The organism is Pantoea sp. SORGH_AS_0659 (genome assembly GCF_031453915.1).
Lineage (GTDB): Bacteria > Pseudomonadota > Gammaproteobacteria > Enterobacterales > Enterobacteriaceae > Pantoea > Pantoea leporis.
The window spans coordinates 3431388-3446626 of record NZ_JAVJAK010000001.1; the positions used below are offsets into that span (position 1 = coordinate 3431388).

The 15239-nt window shown below is 54.1% G+C and carries 12 protein-coding genes; all 12 read right to left on the reverse strand.

Going from position 1 to position 15239, the window contains the following annotated elements; all coding sequences use genetic code 11:
- Positions 1-6: 6 nt before the first annotated feature.
- The 12 genes from dnaE to ispC all read right to left on the reverse strand — a co-directional run bounded on the left by dnaE (position 7) and on the right by ispC (position 15175).
- Positions 7-3489, reverse strand: coding sequence for a DNA polymerase III subunit alpha (gene dnaE / locus Q3H59_RS16335; protein WP_101762039.1), 3483 nt, complete (start codon positions 3487-3489; stop codon positions 7-9).
- Positions 3490-3520: 31 nt separating this feature from the next.
- Positions 3521-4147, reverse strand: coding sequence for a ribonuclease HII (rnhB, locus tag Q3H59_RS16340; RefSeq protein WP_309835852.1), 627 nt, complete (start codon positions 4145-4147; stop codon positions 3521-3523).
- Positions 4140-5288 carry a lipid-A-disaccharide synthase gene (gene lpxB, locus Q3H59_RS16345; RefSeq protein ID WP_309835854.1) on the reverse strand — a complete coding sequence of 383 codons (1149 nt, stop codon included), beginning with the start codon at positions 5286-5288 and terminating at the stop codon, positions 4140-4142. Before lpxB ends, rnhB begins: the two co-directional genes overlap by 8 nt.
- Positions 5289-5291: 3 nt before the next feature.
- Positions 5292-6080, reverse strand: a complete 789-nt coding sequence (lpxA, locus tag Q3H59_RS16350; protein WP_309835856.1) for an acyl-ACP--UDP-N-acetylglucosamine O-acyltransferase — start codon at positions 6078-6080, stop codon at positions 5292-5294.
- 3 nt (positions 6081-6083) lie between these two features.
- On the reverse strand, positions 6084-6539 hold the full coding sequence (gene fabZ, locus Q3H59_RS16355; protein ID WP_007893924.1) for a 3-hydroxyacyl-ACP dehydratase FabZ: 456 nt from the start codon (positions 6537-6539) through the stop codon (positions 6084-6086).
- A gap of 189 nt (positions 6540-6728) precedes the next feature.
- On the reverse strand, positions 6729-7754 hold the full coding sequence (gene lpxD, locus Q3H59_RS16360) for a UDP-3-O-(3-hydroxymyristoyl)glucosamine N-acyltransferase (protein ID WP_110867574.1): 1026 nt from the start codon (positions 7752-7754) through the stop codon (positions 6729-6731).
- A gap of 3 nt (positions 7755-7757) precedes the next feature.
- On the reverse strand, positions 7758-8258 hold the full coding sequence (locus Q3H59_RS16365; protein ID WP_007893920.1) for an OmpH family outer membrane protein: 501 nt from the start codon (positions 8256-8258) through the stop codon (positions 7758-7760).
- 95 nt (positions 8259-8353) lie between these two features.
- Entirely contained in the window at positions 8354-10765 is a 2412-nt protein-coding gene (gene bamA / locus Q3H59_RS16370; RefSeq protein ID WP_101762044.1) for an outer membrane protein assembly factor BamA, read from the reverse strand.
- Between the two features lie 51 nt (positions 10766-10816).
- Positions 10817-12166: a sigma E protease regulator RseP gene (gene rseP, locus Q3H59_RS16375; RefSeq protein WP_101762045.1), complete on the reverse strand. Its 1350-nt coding sequence runs from the start codon at positions 12164-12166 to the stop codon at positions 10817-10819.
- Positions 12167-12178: 12 nt separating this feature from the next.
- A complete protein-coding gene (gene cdsA / locus Q3H59_RS16380; RefSeq protein ID WP_101762046.1) occupies positions 12179-13036 on the reverse strand; it encodes a phosphatidate cytidylyltransferase in 858 nt (285 codons plus the stop codon).
- A gap of 18 nt (positions 13037-13054) precedes the next feature.
- Entirely contained in the window at positions 13055-13807 is a 753-nt protein-coding gene (gene ispU / locus Q3H59_RS16385; RefSeq protein ID WP_007893909.1) for a (2E,6E)-farnesyl-diphosphate-specific ditrans,polycis-undecaprenyl-diphosphate synthase, read from the reverse strand.
- A 165-nt stretch (positions 13808-13972) separates the two neighbouring features.
- The gene (ispC, locus tag Q3H59_RS16390) at positions 13973-15175 is read right to left on the reverse strand and encodes a 1-deoxy-D-xylulose-5-phosphate reductoisomerase (RefSeq protein ID WP_192412747.1); all 1203 of its coding nucleotides are present in this window, start codon (positions 15173-15175) and stop codon (positions 13973-13975) included.
- Positions 15176-15239 lie beyond the last annotated feature (64 nt).

Here is a 15239-nt window from a genome sequence, read left to right on the forward strand (position 1 = left end):
CCTGTTTTAGTCAAACTCCAGTTCCACCTGCTCCGATCCTACTAACGACCGCAAATCGTTGAGTAAACGATCGCTGGGCGAAATACGCCACGCTGCACCAAAGCGTAGCTTCGCTCGCGCATCGGCTCTCTGATAGTAGAGATGCACCGGAATGGTCCCGGAACGATGAGGCTCCAGAGACTGGCGGAGACGGTTTAAAAGCTGGTCATCAATTTGCCTGTCCGTCAGCGAGATAGCAAGTCCGCGCGCGTATTTTTCCCGCGCTTCGTCGATGTCCATCACTTCTCGAGCGGTCATTTTAAGGCCACCGCTAAAGTCATCAAAGCTGACCTGTCCACTGACGATCAGGATACGGTCCTTCTCCAGCAACTGCTGGTATTTATCTAACGCATCGGTAAATAACATCACTTCAAGACGACCAGAACGATCGTCAATGGTACAAATACCAATTCGGTTGCCGCGTTTAGTGACCATCACACGGGCGGCAATCACCAGCCCCGCCGCGACGGTTACTTTACCACGATCTGTCGGATGCATGTCTTTCAGCCGCATGCCGCCGACGTAACGCTCAATTTCTTTCAAATACTGGTTAATCGGATGTCCGGTAAGATAGAGACCCAAAGTCTCTCGTTCGCCATCCAGTTGAATTTGTTCCGGCCACGGCGTGATGCTGGCGTAGGATTTCTCTACCTGCTCTGGCTCTTCGGCCAGCACGCCAAACATATCGGCCTGGCCGATGGCTTCGGCTTTAGCATGCTGATCGGCCGCTTTTAATGCATCGCCGAGTGCACTCATCAAAGCCGCGCGATGCGGGCCGAGACGATCGAATGCGCCCGACATGATCAGTTTTTCCATTACGCGACGGTTGATCTTTTTGGTGTCGGTGCGCGCACAGAGATCAAACAACTCTTTGAAGTAGCCGCCTTCATTACGCGCATCAATGATCGCTTCGATCGGGCCCTCACCCACGCCTTTGATCGCGCCGATGCCGTAAACGATCTCGCCTTCGTCATTGACGTGGAACGGATACAAACCGGAGTTGATGTCTGGCGGCAGCACTTTGAGGCCCATGCGCCAGCATTCGTCGACCAGGCCAACCACTTTCTCGGTGTTATCCATATCAGCGGTCATTACGGCCGCCATAAATTCTGCCGGATAGTGCGCTTTCAGCCACAGCGTTTGATAAGAAACCAGCGCGTAAGCGGCGGAGTGCGACTTGTTAAAGCCATAACCGGCAAATTTTTCTACCAGATCGAAGATTTTCATCGACAGCTCACCGTCGACGCCCATCTTCTCCGCACCGTCCCGGAACACCGAACGCTGCTTCGCCATCTCTTCGGGTTTCTTTTTACCCATCGCACGACGCAGCATGTCCGCGCCGCCCAGCGTATAGCCAGACAGCACCTGCGCAATCTGCATCACCTGTTCCTGATACAGAATGATGCCGTAGGTCGGCTCCAGCACCGGCTTCAGGGTTTCGTGCTGCCACTGAATATCCGGATAAGAGATCTCTTCGCGACCGTGCTTACGGTCAATGAAGTTATCTACCATGCCCGATTGCAGCGGTCCCGGACGGAACAGCGCCACCAGTGCGATCATATCTTCGAAGCAGTCAGGCTTCAGACGTTTGATCAGATCTTTCATGCCGCGCGATTCAAGCTGGAACACCGCCGTGGTTTCCGAGCGCTGCAGCATATCAAAGCTTTTCTTGTCATCCAGCGGAATGGCGGCGATATCAATCGGTGGCAAACCCTGCTTTTCACGGCGCGGGTTAATCATCTTCAGCGCCCAGTCGATGATGGTAAGCGTACGCAGGCCAAGGAAGTCAAACTTCACCAGCCCGGCATATTCCACGTCATTCTTATCAAACTGGGTAACCGGGAATTGCCCGTTTTCATCGCAGTACAGCGGCGCAAAATCGGTGATTTTGGTCGGCGAAATCACCACACCACCGGCGTGTTTACCGGCGTTACGCGTGACACCTTCCAGTTTGCGCGCCATGTCGATCAGCGCTTTCACCTCTTCATCAGCCTCGTAGATCTCCGGTAGCTGCGGTTCAGCCAGGAAGGCTTTCTCCAGCGTCATGCCCGGATCCGGCGGGATCAGTTTCGAGATACGATCAACAAAACCGTACGGATGACCGAGTACGCGTCCCACATCGCGGATGACCGCTTTCGCCGCCATGGTACCGAAGGTGATGATCTGCGATACCGCATCGCGTCCATACATATCGGCCACGTGATCGATCACCTGATCGCGCTTCTCCATGCAGAAGTCAACGTCAAAGTCAGGCATCGACACACGTTCCGGGTTCAGGAAACGTTCGAACAGCAGGTCAAACTCCAGCGGATCGATATCGGTGATTTTCAGCGCATACGCCACCAATGAACCGGCACCCGAACCGCGGCCTGGGCCGACGGGAATGCCGTTGTCCTTCGACCACTGAATAAACTCCATCACGATCAGGAAGTAGCCCGGGAAGCCCATCTGGTTGATAACAGTGAGTTCAATCTCCAGACGTTCATCATATTCCACGCGTTTTTCTGCGCGCACCGCCGGATCCGGGAAGAGGAATTCCATACGCTCTTCCAGGCCTTCACGTGACTTCGCCACGAGGAAGTCTTCAGTGCTCATGTCACCGGTGGGGAACTGCGGCAGGAAATATTCGCCGAGGCGCACCGTCACGTTACAGCGCTTAGCAATCTCTACGCTATTTTCCAGCGCTTCCGGAATGTCCGAGAACAGCTCGCACATCTCCTCTTCACTACGCATATATTGCTGAGGACTGTAGTTGCGTGGACGCTTGGGATCGTCCAGCGTATAGCCGTCATGAATTGCGACGCGGATTTCATGCGCATCAAAATCTTCTTCATTCAGGAAGCACACTTCGTTGGTGGCAACGACGGGAATGCCTTCGGCCACCGCCAGCTCGACGGCGGCATGCAGATACGCTTCTTCATCGGCGCGACCGGTGCGCATCAATTCCAGGTAATAACGATTCGGGAAGTGTTCCTGATAAAAGCTCAAACACTGCGCTACCATCGCGCTATTGCCGCGCAGCAGACTGCGGCCCACGTCGCCGCGACGTCCGCCAGACAGCAGAATCAGGCCTTCGCCCAGCTCCAGCAGCCAGTCGCGATCGATGATTGGGCCCGCAATGCCGTAACCGCGCTGATATGCACGTGAAATCAGCAAGGTCAGGTTTTGATAACCGGTGTTATTGGCCGCCAGCAGCGTTAACTGTGTCAGCTCATCGCCCATCAATTCGCTGGCAACCTGGAAGTCAGCACCAATAATCGGCTTGATCCCCGCGCCGTGTGCGCTACCGTAAAAACGCACCAGCCCGCACAGGTTGATGTAATCGGTAATAGCAATCGCCGGCATGCCCAGCGCAGCCGCCTTCTTGACTAAGGGTCCGGTTTTCGCCAGACCATCAACCATGGAGTAATCACTGTGGACGCGCAGATGTATAAAACGAGGTTCAGCCATATCAGTTTCCGGTTAAAACAGCGTCAGGCTATTAAAGCGTAGTTGGCTGGCGGGCTGCCAGCACATCGGCATCAATCAAGGCGTTACGCACCGGCGCAAAGCTGCGACGATGATGAGGTGTGGCGCCGTGCTGCGTCAGCTTTTCCATGTGCAGCGCGGTTGGATAGCCTTTGTGTTGCGCAAAGCCATATTGCGGGAACAGCAGATCCAGTTCGGCCATTTCACGATCGCGCGTGACTTTGGCGATGATCGAGGCGGCACTGATCGCTTGCACCAGGCTATCGCCCTTCACCACCGCCTGCGAGGGCATCGGCAGCGCCGGGCAACGGTTACCATCGATCAGTACGAAGTCCGGTGCAATGTGCAAACCCGCGACCGCGCGCTGCATCGCCAGCATGGTGGCGTGCAGAATATTGAGCTGATCGATCTCCTCTGGCTCGGCACGACCAAGGCTCCAGGCCAGCGCCTTCTCTGTGATCTCGTCATACAGCGCCAGACGACGCTTCTCGGAGAGTTTTTTCGAGTCGGCCAGTCCGGCAATCGGGTTGGCGGGATCGAGGATCACCGCCGCCGTGACCACGGCGCCAACCAGCGGGCCGCGCCCTACTTCATCAACGCCAGCAATCCGCTGCGCGTTGGGATAGATAAATTCAGCCATTGATAATCTCCAGTACCGCATCCGCCGCCTGCTCATCGGCATTCCAGCGAATCTGTTGATGCAGTTCGGTGAAGGTTTTCAGTAGCGCTTCGCGCTCCGGGCCCGCGTGCAGCAACGGCTCCAGCGCCGCAGCTAACGCGTCGGGCTGGCATTCGTCCTGCAGCAACTCTTTCACCAGCTCGCGACCGGCCAGCAGATTTGGCAGAGAAACGTACGGCGTTTTTACCAGACGTTTTGCCAGCCAGAAGGTCGACGGCTTCATGCGATATCCCACCACCATCGGGCATTTCGCCAGCATGCACTCCAGCGCAGCGGTGCCAGACGCAAGAATAGCGGCATCGCTGGCCAGCATCGCCTGACGGCCTTTGCCATCCAGCAAATGCATCGGCAGTTCTGGCGCAACTTGCGCTTTGATCTGCTCAAACTGCGCGCGGCGTTTGGCGTTCACCAGCGGCACCACGATTTCCAGCGTGGGATAGCGCTGACGCAGCAGCTGCGCGGCGCGCAGGAAATCGGCGCTGAGCATTTCCACTTCGGCACCGCGACTGCCCGGCAACAAGCCAAGGCAAATCGCCTCGTCAGCAATGCCTAACTCGCGGCGCGCCGCCAGCTTATCGGGCTGCAGCGGCATCGCATCAGCCATGGTGTGGCCGATAAAGCGGCACGGCACGTTAAAGCGATCGTAAAACGCTTTTTCAAACGGCAGGAATGCCAGCACCAGATTGGTGTTGCGGCCGATTTTGAAAACGCGCTTTTGACGCCATGCCCAAACCGAAGGGCTGACGTAATGAATGGTGCGAATGTCCGCGCGCTTGAGGCGACCTTCCAGCGTGATGTTGAAATCCGGCGCATCAATGCCCACGAACACATCCGGCTTGAGTTCGGTGAAGCGCTGCGTCAGGTCACGACGAATTTTCAGCAGACGCCGCAGGCGTCCCAGCACTTCGACGATGCCCATCACCGCCAGCTCTTCCATCTCATACCAGGCTTCGCAGCCTTCGGCCTGCATCAGCGGACCGGCCACGCCAACAAAGCGCGCATCAGGATGGCGCGCTTTTAACGCACGGATGAGACCTGCACCAAGAATATCGCCGGAGGTTTCTCCGGCGACCAGGGCAATCGTGAGGGGACGCGCTGACATGGATTAACGAATCAATCCACGCGTTGAACGGGCAAAGAAGTCATAGAAAGGCTGCACTTCGCTGTGTTGTTTCGCCAGCTCTTCAATCTCTGGTTTCACTTCATCCAGCGTTTTGCCGCTGCGGTACAGCAGTTTGTACGCGTTGCGAATGGCATGCAGCGCTTCTTTGCTAAAGCCGCGACGCTTCAGACCTTCGATGTTGATACCGTATGGCGTTGCGTGGTTGCCCTGCGCAATGACATAAGGCGGCACATCCTGCGCGACGCCTGAACAACCGCCAACCATCACGTGAGCACCAACGGTGCACCACTGATGTACCGCCGTCATGCCGCCGATAATCGCAAAATCATCAACGGTGACGTGACCGCCCAGCGTGGCATTGTTAGCAAAGATGCAGCGATTGCCGATCACGCAGTCATGCGCGATGTGAGCATTCACCATCAGCAGGTTATCGCTGCCGACCTTGGTCACATTGCCGCCCTGCGTGGTGCCACGATGAATGGTGACGCTCTCGCGGATGCGGTTACGATCGCCAATTTCAACGCGCGTCGGTTCGCCCGCATATTTCAGGTCCTGATTCACTTCACCAATGGAAGCGAACTGGTAGATCTGATTGTCTTTGCCGATACGCGTGTGGCCGTTCACCACCACGTGCGATTTGAGTACGGTTCCTTCACCAATTTCCACATTAGCGCCGATAAAGCAGAACGGGCCGATATGAACATTGGCGCCGATGACGGCACCCTCTTCAATGACAGAACTGGGATGGATATTGGCGGTTGAATCAATCACTTATTATGCCTCCCGGCTACGGGCACACATCATGGTCGCTTCACAGACAATTTTGCCGTCCACGGTCGCCACGCCTTTAAAGCGCGTCAGACCACGACGGGTTTTCTCGAAGGTCACTTCCATGATCATCTGATCGCCCGGCACAACCGGACGTTTGAAACGGGCTTCATCGATACCAGCGAAGTAATAGAGTTCGCCTGGTTCCAGTTTCCCAACGCTTTTGAACGCCAGAATACCGGTCGCTTGCGCCATCGCTTCCAGGATTAGAACGCCTGGGAAAATCGGCTTACCAGGGAAATGTCCCTGGAAAAACGGTTCGTTAACAGAAACGTTCTTCACCGCGCGCAGATATTTATGCTCTTCAAAATCCAGCACGCGATCAACCAGCAAGAAAGGATAGCGATGTGGCAGCAGTTCTAAAATCTCTTCAATTTTCAGAGTATGCGTTTCAGTAGTCAAAATACTCTTCCTGTCCTAAAAATCTGATGGCATCAATAACACGGCCTGCACCGATCAAAATGATCTTCCGCAGGCCGCAAATTAGTTCGGGGCGTTTCGCTTTCTTACGATACCTGCTGCCATTCTCGGGTTACCGAAGGTGGAAGAAAGTACACTTCTTGTTATGAAAGCAAGTAGCGTGGGATGCGTTTAGTCGTCTTTACCGACCTTACGTTCGATGGCTTTTAAGCGTTTGCTTATTTCATCGATGTTCATCACCAGCGCTGCTGTTTTACGCCAGGTTTTGTTGGGTTGCAGTGGAATACCCGACGAATATACGCCTGGCTCTGTGATCGGGCGCATTACCATGCCCATGCCCGTTACGGTCACTTTGTCACAGATTTCCATATGGCCGTTAATGACGCTGGCGCCGCCAATCATACAGTAACGTCCAATCTTCAGACTACCCGCCATGATCACACCACCCGCAACAGCGGTGTTATCACCAATCACGACGTTGTGCGCAATCTGACACTGGTTATCTATGATAACACCATTGCCGATCAGAGTGTTATCCAGCGCGCCGCGATCGATGGTAGTACAGGCACCAATTTCAACCCGATCACCAATCACGACGGTACCCAGCTGCGGGATTTTCACCCAATTGCCGCGATCGTTAGCATACCCGAAACCATCAGCACCAATGACGGTGCCGGACTGAATCAGACAATCCTGACCAATCTGAATTTCGTGATAAATCGTGACATTAGCCCACAAACGTGAGCCGCGACCGATACGCGTCTGCTTACCAACAAAACATCCTGCGCCAATAACGACGTCGTCACCCAGCTCTACGCCAGACTCGATCACCGCATTTGCGCCTACCGAAACGTTGTTACCCAGCTTAGCCGTTGCATCTATCACCGCGCTGGGCGCGATATTCTGCGCGGGCTGCGGCGTGGTGTCCAGCAGTTGTGCCATGCGGGCATAAGTCAGGTAAGGATTTTTCACCACCAGGGCGGCCGTTTTACACCACTCCAGATCCGCTTCCGTCAGCACCACGGCTGAAGCCTGGATAGTAGCGAGCTGCTCGCGGTAGCGGCTGTTTGCAAGAAAAGTGATTTGGCCAGTTGTGGCGGATTGCATAGAAGCAATGCCGGAGATGACGATATCGCCATCTCCGTGCAATTCTGCATCCAACTGCTGGGCTAAATCAGCCAGTCGAATTGATGACATCAATTATTTAACCTGTTTTACAACGTCAGCAGTGATGTCTTTAGCATCAGAAGAAGAATACAGCACGGCCTGAGAGTCCAGAACCAGATCGTAACCTTCGCTTTTCGCTACAGACTGAACAGCGGTCTGGATTTTAGCCAGCAGCTTGTTACGCTCCTGCATCTGACGAGTTTGGTTGTCTTTGTCAAAAGCCTGTGCTTTTTGTTCAAAGGCAGCACGCTCAGAAGAGATTTGCTTCTCTTTCTTGGTGCGGTCGCTCGCTTTCATGGTCGATGCATTACGCTGCAGATCCTGAATTTCTTGCTGGATCTTCTGCTGCTGAGACTGGAGGTCAGAGGCGCGGCTCTGGAATTCACCTTCAAGCTGTTTAGCAACAGCGGCACGCTGCGGAGACTGCTGGAAAACCTGGCTCAGGTTTACGACGGCAACTTTATCAGCCGCTTGGGCACCCGCAGAAGCAGCTAATGCAACACCCAGAGCAGCAGCACAGAACAACTTTTTCACTATAAACTCCTTACCTCAACGTGTGTGTTTGCAGCGCGCCGCACTATCAGGCAGCACGCATGCAAGACGGTATTTTCACTTCCCTGCTCAGAGCCTTACCAGGTTTTACCAATGTTAAACTGGAATTGCTCTGACTTGTCTCCCTCGACTTTCTTCATCGGCTGGGCGTATGAGAAGACCAGCGGTCCTAACGGTGACATCCACTGCAGTGCCACACCGGCAGAGACGCGAATGTTATTAGGATCGCTGTAATCTGGCACACCCGCCGCGCGTGTTTCTGCAGTGTTCTGCCATTTGGTATCCCAAACGGTACCGGCATCCATAAACACTGAGGTACGCACGGAATTCGCATACTTCTCGCTCAGGAACGGCGTTGGCGTAATCAGCTCCAGGCTGGCAATCGCCATGGCGTTACCACCGACCGCATCGTCCGACTTACAGACGCCGTTTGGATCAGAGATATTACAGTTTGACGAGCCATCGTTCAGGTACGCAGCTTTAGGACCAATGGTGTTGGACTGGAAGCCACGAACCGTGCTCGAACCACCGCCGTAGAAGTTCTCATAGAACGGCATCTCTTTTCCATTAAGTCCGTCACCATATCCTACACGGCCACGGCCTAATACCACCCACGTACCATCGCGGTTCAGCGGCACATATTGCTGGCTATCCAATGTTGCTTTATAGAACGCATTATCAGAGCCTGGAATCGTCACTTTACCGTTCAGGTTGGTACGGTTACCGCGCGTAGGGAAGAAGCCGCGGTCTAAAGTGTTATAGGTCCAACCGTAGTTGAAGGTGAAATCATCTGCAGAGAAATCACCGTCATCGTTCAAGCCCTGATGGCGACCGACCGAATCCAGATAACGCCACATCGCAACCTGAGGACGCATGTTGGACAGGTCGTTATGCACATAACCTAAACCAACACGCAGCGTATTATTTTCATTGACCGGGAAGCCCAGCGTACCGTCGAGACCATAACTTTTGTTGGTATAGTCAGACAGATCGGCGTTATCAGCTTTAAAGTCGTTATAGAACAAACGACCGCCAAGGCTCACGCCGTCGACCGTGAAGTATGGGTCGGTCAGTGAGAACTCAGCATAGGTCTGGTAATCGTTTTTGGTACCGCTAATGCCAACGGTGTTACCGGTGCCGAGCCAGTTTTCCTGGGTCACGCCCACCTGGAAGCTGACGCCACTTTCAGTACCGTAACCGACACCAAAGTTGAAAGTACCGGTGTTACGCTCTTTCACCTTGTAGACCACATCAACCTGATCCGGCGCACCCGGAACACGTTGCGTATCCACATCCACGGTTTCGAAGTAACCGGTACGATTCAGACGCTCTTTACCCTGATCGACGAGGTCGCTGCCCAACCAGGCACCTTCCATCTGACGCATTTCACGGCGCAGTACGGAATCTTTTGAGGTGTCGTTACCTTCAAAGCGCACTTTACGCACGTAGTAACGGTTGCCCGCATCCACGTTGATATGCAGCTTGACGGTTTTATCAGCATCGTTGATTTCTGGCTGCGTCATTACGCGCGGATAGGCGTAACCGTAGCGTCCCAGCAATTTCTTAATGTCATCTTCCATCTGGGTGACTTTGGTGCCGTTATACAGCTCACCCGATGGAATCCTGGTCATCTTTTCGATTTCAGCAGAATGGCCCGCCATGCTGCCGTTCACGATCACGCCGGCAATCTTGTACTGATCGCCTTCGTTGATGTTCACGGTGATGTAGATGCCTTTCTTATCTGGCGTCAGGCTCACCTGCGTGGAATCGATGTTGAAACGCGCATAACCGCGATCCAGATAGAAGCTGCGCAGGGTTTCGAGATCGCCCGCTAACTTCTGTTTCTGGTATTTACGATCGCCCACCACGTTCCACCATGGCACTTCGTCACGCAGTGAGAAGCGCGAGATCAGTTCGTCAGAGGTAAATGCTTTATTACCGACGATGTTGATCTGCTGGATCTGCGCTGAAACGCCTTCCTGGAAGACGAATTTCAGATCCACACGGTTGCGCGGCAGCGGCGTAGCAATCGCTTTGACGCTGGCGGTGTATTTACCGACGCTGTAGTAGAAGTCTTCCAGACCCTTCTCGATTGAAGAGAGCGTGGTGCGGTCCAGCGCTTCGCCAACGCGCACGCCAGACGCTTCGAGGTTCTGTTTCAGCTGATCTTCTTTCACCGCTTTGTTGCCGGAGAAAGTGATGTTGGCAATAGTTGGACGCTCTTTCACCTGAACAATCAGGGTTGTACCGTCACGCAGAACCTGCACATCTTCAAAGTTACCGGTGGCGAACAGTGAGCGAATGGTGTTTCTGACATCATCGTCATTCACCGTATCACCGACACGTACCGGCATGCTGAGCAGAGCCGCGCCGACGGCGACTCGCTGGAGACCTTCGAAATGAATGTCCTTCACTACGAAATCGTCTGCACCGTAAACGGTGGCGCTGCTAAACAGCAGCGACGCTATGAGCAACTTTTTCATCGCCATCGTTGTTATGCGTTTTCCTAACACATCCCGCGCCTGTATGCGTTCCAGCTATTACAGACGTGAGAAATCATTGAAAAGTGCAAGCCCCATTAACAGCACTAGCAAGATTGAGCCAATGCGATAACTAAAGTCCTGAACTCGCTCGGACACCGGTCCACCTTTGATCTTTTCGATCGCCAGAAAGAGCAGATGACCACCATCTAAAACCGGCAGAGGGAACAGGTTAATGATGCCCAGGTTGACGCTGATCAGCGCCAGGAACATCAGGTAATAAATCACCCCGTACTCTGCTGATAACCCGGCACCCTGCGCGATCGAAATCGGCCCGCTCAGGTTATTCAGCTTCACATCCCCGATTATCAACTTGCCCAGCATGGAGACTGTTAGCTTCATCAACTGCCAGGTTTTTACACTGGCTTCGCCGATCGCCGCAAAAGGTCCATACTGCCTTACCGTTTTGTACTCATCAGGCAGCGGAATCACACGCGGGATGACACCCGCGAAGCCTTCCGCTTCATTGCCCGGTTTCGCTTCCGGCGTTAACGTCAACGCCACAGGTTCGCCGTTGCGCTCGATATCTAGCGCCATGTTTTTGCCCGGATTATCCCGCACCTGTGCCGCAAAAGCCTGCCACTGTGATAATGGCTGACCATCGACTTTAACGATCCTATCGCCCGCTTGCAAACCAGCATTGCTTGCCGGTGAGTTTGCCTGAACTTCGGCTAAGGTCGTTTCAATCTGCGGCCCACGTGGACGAATACCTAAAGCGACCACCGGATCCTGTTTATCAGGCTCAAATTGCCAATCGCGCAAATTTAATTGCTTTTGCTGCGTGGCTTCTTCGCCAAATTGCGAGACGGTAAGCGTGGCATCGCTGTCGCCGATTTTACCGATCAGCGCCATACGCACAGCATCCCAATCAGGCGTTTCGATACCATCTACCGCTTTAAGTTCCATGCCGGAGGTAATTTGCGCTTCGGCAGCGACGGAACCGTTCAGAATTTCACCAACCACAGGACGCACACCTGGCACGCCGTGAATAAACACGACCCAGTAAGCAAAGATGGCGAAGATGAAGTTGGCGATAGGACCGGCTGCGATAATCGAAGCACGCTGCAGCACGGTTTTATTGTTGAAGGCTTGATGACGCAGCTCGGCGGGAACGCTTTCAACGCGTTCGTCGAGCATTTTGACGTAGCCGCCAAGAGGGATCAGCGCGATGACATATTCGGTGCCCTGACGATCGCTGCGACGCCACAGCGCTTTACCAAAGCCAATCGAGAAACGTTCAACTTTAACACCGCAGCGGCGCGCCACCCAGAAATGGCCAAACTCGTGCACGGTAATTAGCACGCCAAGCGCCACGATAAAGGCGGCAAAACTCCAGAGTATACTCAACATCGCCAGCTATCCTCAGAGGGTGCGAAACACCAACAGCAGCAGGCAGGCAAACACCGGCACCGCAGCAGTCAGGCTATCAATACGATCGAGAATACCACCGTGCCCCGGAATCAAGTTACCGCTGTCTTTAATGCCCGCTTCACGCTTGAACATACTTTCTGTCAGGTCGCCCAATACCGATGCCAGCGTCGCAATCACCGCACAGATAATGAGCGTGCCCGGCGCCACCGAAAGCGGTGCCAGCAGAGCAAACAGCCAGGCGATGATGGCAGATGACAATAGGCCACCGAAGAAACCTTCCCAGGTTTTACCCGGAGAGACTTTTGGTGCCAGCTTGTGTTTGCCAAACAGGCGACCAAACATGTAAGCACCGGAATCTGCGCCCCAGACAAGGAACATCACGAACAGCAGCCACCATGCGCCGGCGAAATGGTCAGTATCGTAATGATACTGACGCAGCGCCATCATGCCCCAGAAGAACGGTATCAAGGTGAGCACGCCAAACAGCAGGCGCAGCGTACGTGAGTGACGCCACAACGCGGCAGAAGCGGGATAGAACAGTACTAAGATGAGCGCGACAATCCACCACAACAGCGATGCCCAGAGCGAGCCTTCCATCTGGAATTGGTGCAGATTGCGTTGATAGGGTTCAAGGGTAAAGAGCATCGCGGACAGCAACAGGCCGCAAAGCACGGCCAGCCAGATACGTTGCTGACGCGTTTTCATGCCGGCAAACTGCCCCCATTCCCAGGCGGCAAGCATGCAGATGATGATAGTGATAATCGCAAAACCGGACAGGGGTAACCAGAACAGTGCAGCGATCACCAGCGGAATCAAAATTAACGCGGTAATCAGACGAGACTTCAGCAAAGGTTACCCCCAAATTGCTTAGGCGCCGCCTGGTGCAGTACCGCCATAGCGTCGCTCCCGCGTAGAGAATGCATTCAGTGCACCTTCAAAAACGTTTTCATCAAAATCAGGCCAAAGAACATCGGTAAACCAAAACTCAGCATAGGCGATTTGCCACAGCAGGAAGTTGCTAATCCGATGCTCTCCCCCGGTCCTTATCACTAAATCCACTGGCGCCAGCTCCTGCATACACAGATACGGAGCCAGGCTTTCTTCGGTAATCTGGTCAGGACGCAGTAAACCTTCCTGAACCTGTTCGGCCAATTTTCTGGCACCCTGGATAATATCCCAACGGCCGCCATAGTTGGCAGCAATGTTTAGGGTCAGTCCATTATTTTGCTGAGTCAGTTCCTCGGCGCGGCGAATGCGTTCCTGAATTCGGTTATTGAAACGACTGATATCGCCAATAATGCGCAGACGCACATTGTGTTTGTGCAGGCTTTTGACTTCGCTGTCGAGCGCCCAGACAAACAACTCCATTAACGCTGTCACTTCCTGAATCGGACGGCTCCAGTTTTCACTGCTGAACGCATAAAGCGTGAGCGCTTCCAGTTTATGGCTAACCGCAAAGCTGACAGCCCGGCGTACTGATTTTACCCCGGCTTTGTGGCCTGAAATACGCAGTTTGCCCTGATTTTTTGCCCAGCGACCATTACCATCCATAATGATGGCCACGTGACGTGGCGTGCAGTACGACTCGTCATCGATTGTGTTGTGATTGTTGGACGACATAACGCGTAATAATTCCTTTCATCAGAAATGCTGTGGTTTCTGAATACATTGCGCCTGCAGCAAACTCCGGCAAACACGCCAGATGACATCGAAACAATGTCGGCTGTGAAACGCGAGCGAGCGACTATACCATTTTCACCCAGAGCGAACAAATAGCGGGAACTATCAACCTGCTAAACGAAAGCGCGGTAACAATTCATTGGCACGCACGCGCGCTAACCGATCGATCTCCATCACCTCGTCAATGCTGCCCGGCTCCTGACAACTCAGGGACGCCAGCACTTCGCTGTTGATGGCGGCGATATCGGTAAAGCGAATCTGGTGCTGCAGAAAAGCTGCCACCGCCACTTCATTCGCTGCATTCAGCGATGTCGTCGCGGCCTGACCTGTGGCACAGGCATCAATCGCAAGCTTCAGGCAAGGATAGCGCTCGTAGTCCGGCTCGGAAAACGTCAACGACTTCATGCGCGTGAAGTCGAGCGGCGTTACGCCCGCAGAAATACGTGCTGGCCATGCCATGCTGTGCGCAATAGGCGTCCGCATATCCGGAGAGCCCAGTTGCGCCAGCACGCTGCCGTCGCAATAACGCACCATCGAATGGATAACCGACTGCGGATGCAGGATCACCTCCATCTGCGCGTCAGTCGCATTAAACAGCCAGCGGGCTTCAATGTATTCAAGACCTTTATTCATCATGGTGGCCGAGTCAACGGAGATTTTACGCCCCATTGACCAGTTCGGATGCGCACAAGCCTGATCCGGCGACATACCGGCTAAATCCGCTAATGGCGTGTCACGAAAAGGACCACCCGATCCCGTAAGGAGAATCGACTCGATGCCGTTTCCCCGCAGATCAGCGTACCCCAACTGATGCTGTATGGAAGCGGGTAAACTCTGAAAAATGGCGTTGTGCTCGCTATCGACCGGCAGCAATTGCACCTGATGTTGGCGTACCGCCTCCATAAACAGACGGCCGCATGTGACAAGCGACTCTTTGTTGGCCAGCAGCACGGTTTTACCGGCGCGAATCGCCGCCATGGTGGGCTGTAAACCTGAGGCGCCAACAATCGCCGCCATCACCTGATCCACGTCATCCAGCGCGGCCAATTCGCAGGCTGCCTGAACGCCGGAGAGCACTTCGGTATTAACGTTGAGTGCTTTCAGTCGCTCACGCAACGCTTGTGCGGAAGTCTCGTCGGACATCGCGGCATAGCGCGGTTGGAATTGCAGGCATTGTTCAGCCATCAACGCCACATTCTGGCCAGCCACCAGCGCGGTCACCTGATAAAGTTCAGGATTTGCGGCAATCACCGCCAGCGTGCTGGTACCAATGGAGCCGGTCGATCCCAGCAGAGTTAATCGCTTCATCATGCTATCCCTGTGAAGTCGTGGAGAGTGTCCGCAACAGCGCCGAACACAATGTAAAACGCCG

Bases quoted from the DNA above. Each gene is read 5' to 3' on its own strand.
- dnaE (WP_101762039.1), bottom strand. From the start codon at position 3,489: ATGGCTGAACCTCGTTTTATACATCTGCGCGTCCACAGTGATTACTCC.
- rnhB (WP_309835852.1), bottom strand. From the start codon at position 4,147: ATGGCTGAATTTATCTATCCCAACGCGCAGCGGATTGCTGGCGTTGAT.
- lpxB (WP_309835854.1), bottom strand. From the start codon at position 5,288: ATGTCAGCGCGTCCCCTCACGATTGCCCTGGTCGCCGGAGAAACCTCC.
- lpxD (WP_110867574.1), bottom strand. From the start codon at position 7,754: ATGTCATCAATTCGACTGGCTGATTTAGCCCAGCAGTTGGATGCAGAA.
- bamA (WP_101762044.1), bottom strand. From the start codon at position 10,765: ATGGCGATGAAAAAGTTGCTCATAGCGTCGCTGCTGTTTAGCAGCGCC.
- rseP (WP_101762045.1), bottom strand. From the start codon at position 12,166: ATGTTGAGTATACTCTGGAGTTTTGCCGCCTTTATCGTGGCGCTTGGC.
- ispU (WP_007893909.1), bottom strand. From the start codon at position 13,807: ATGTCGTCCAACAATCACAACACAATCGATGACGAGTCGTACTGCACG.
- ispC (WP_192412747.1), bottom strand. From the start codon at position 15,175: ATGAAGCGATTAACTCTGCTGGGATCGACCGGCTCCATTGGTACCAGC.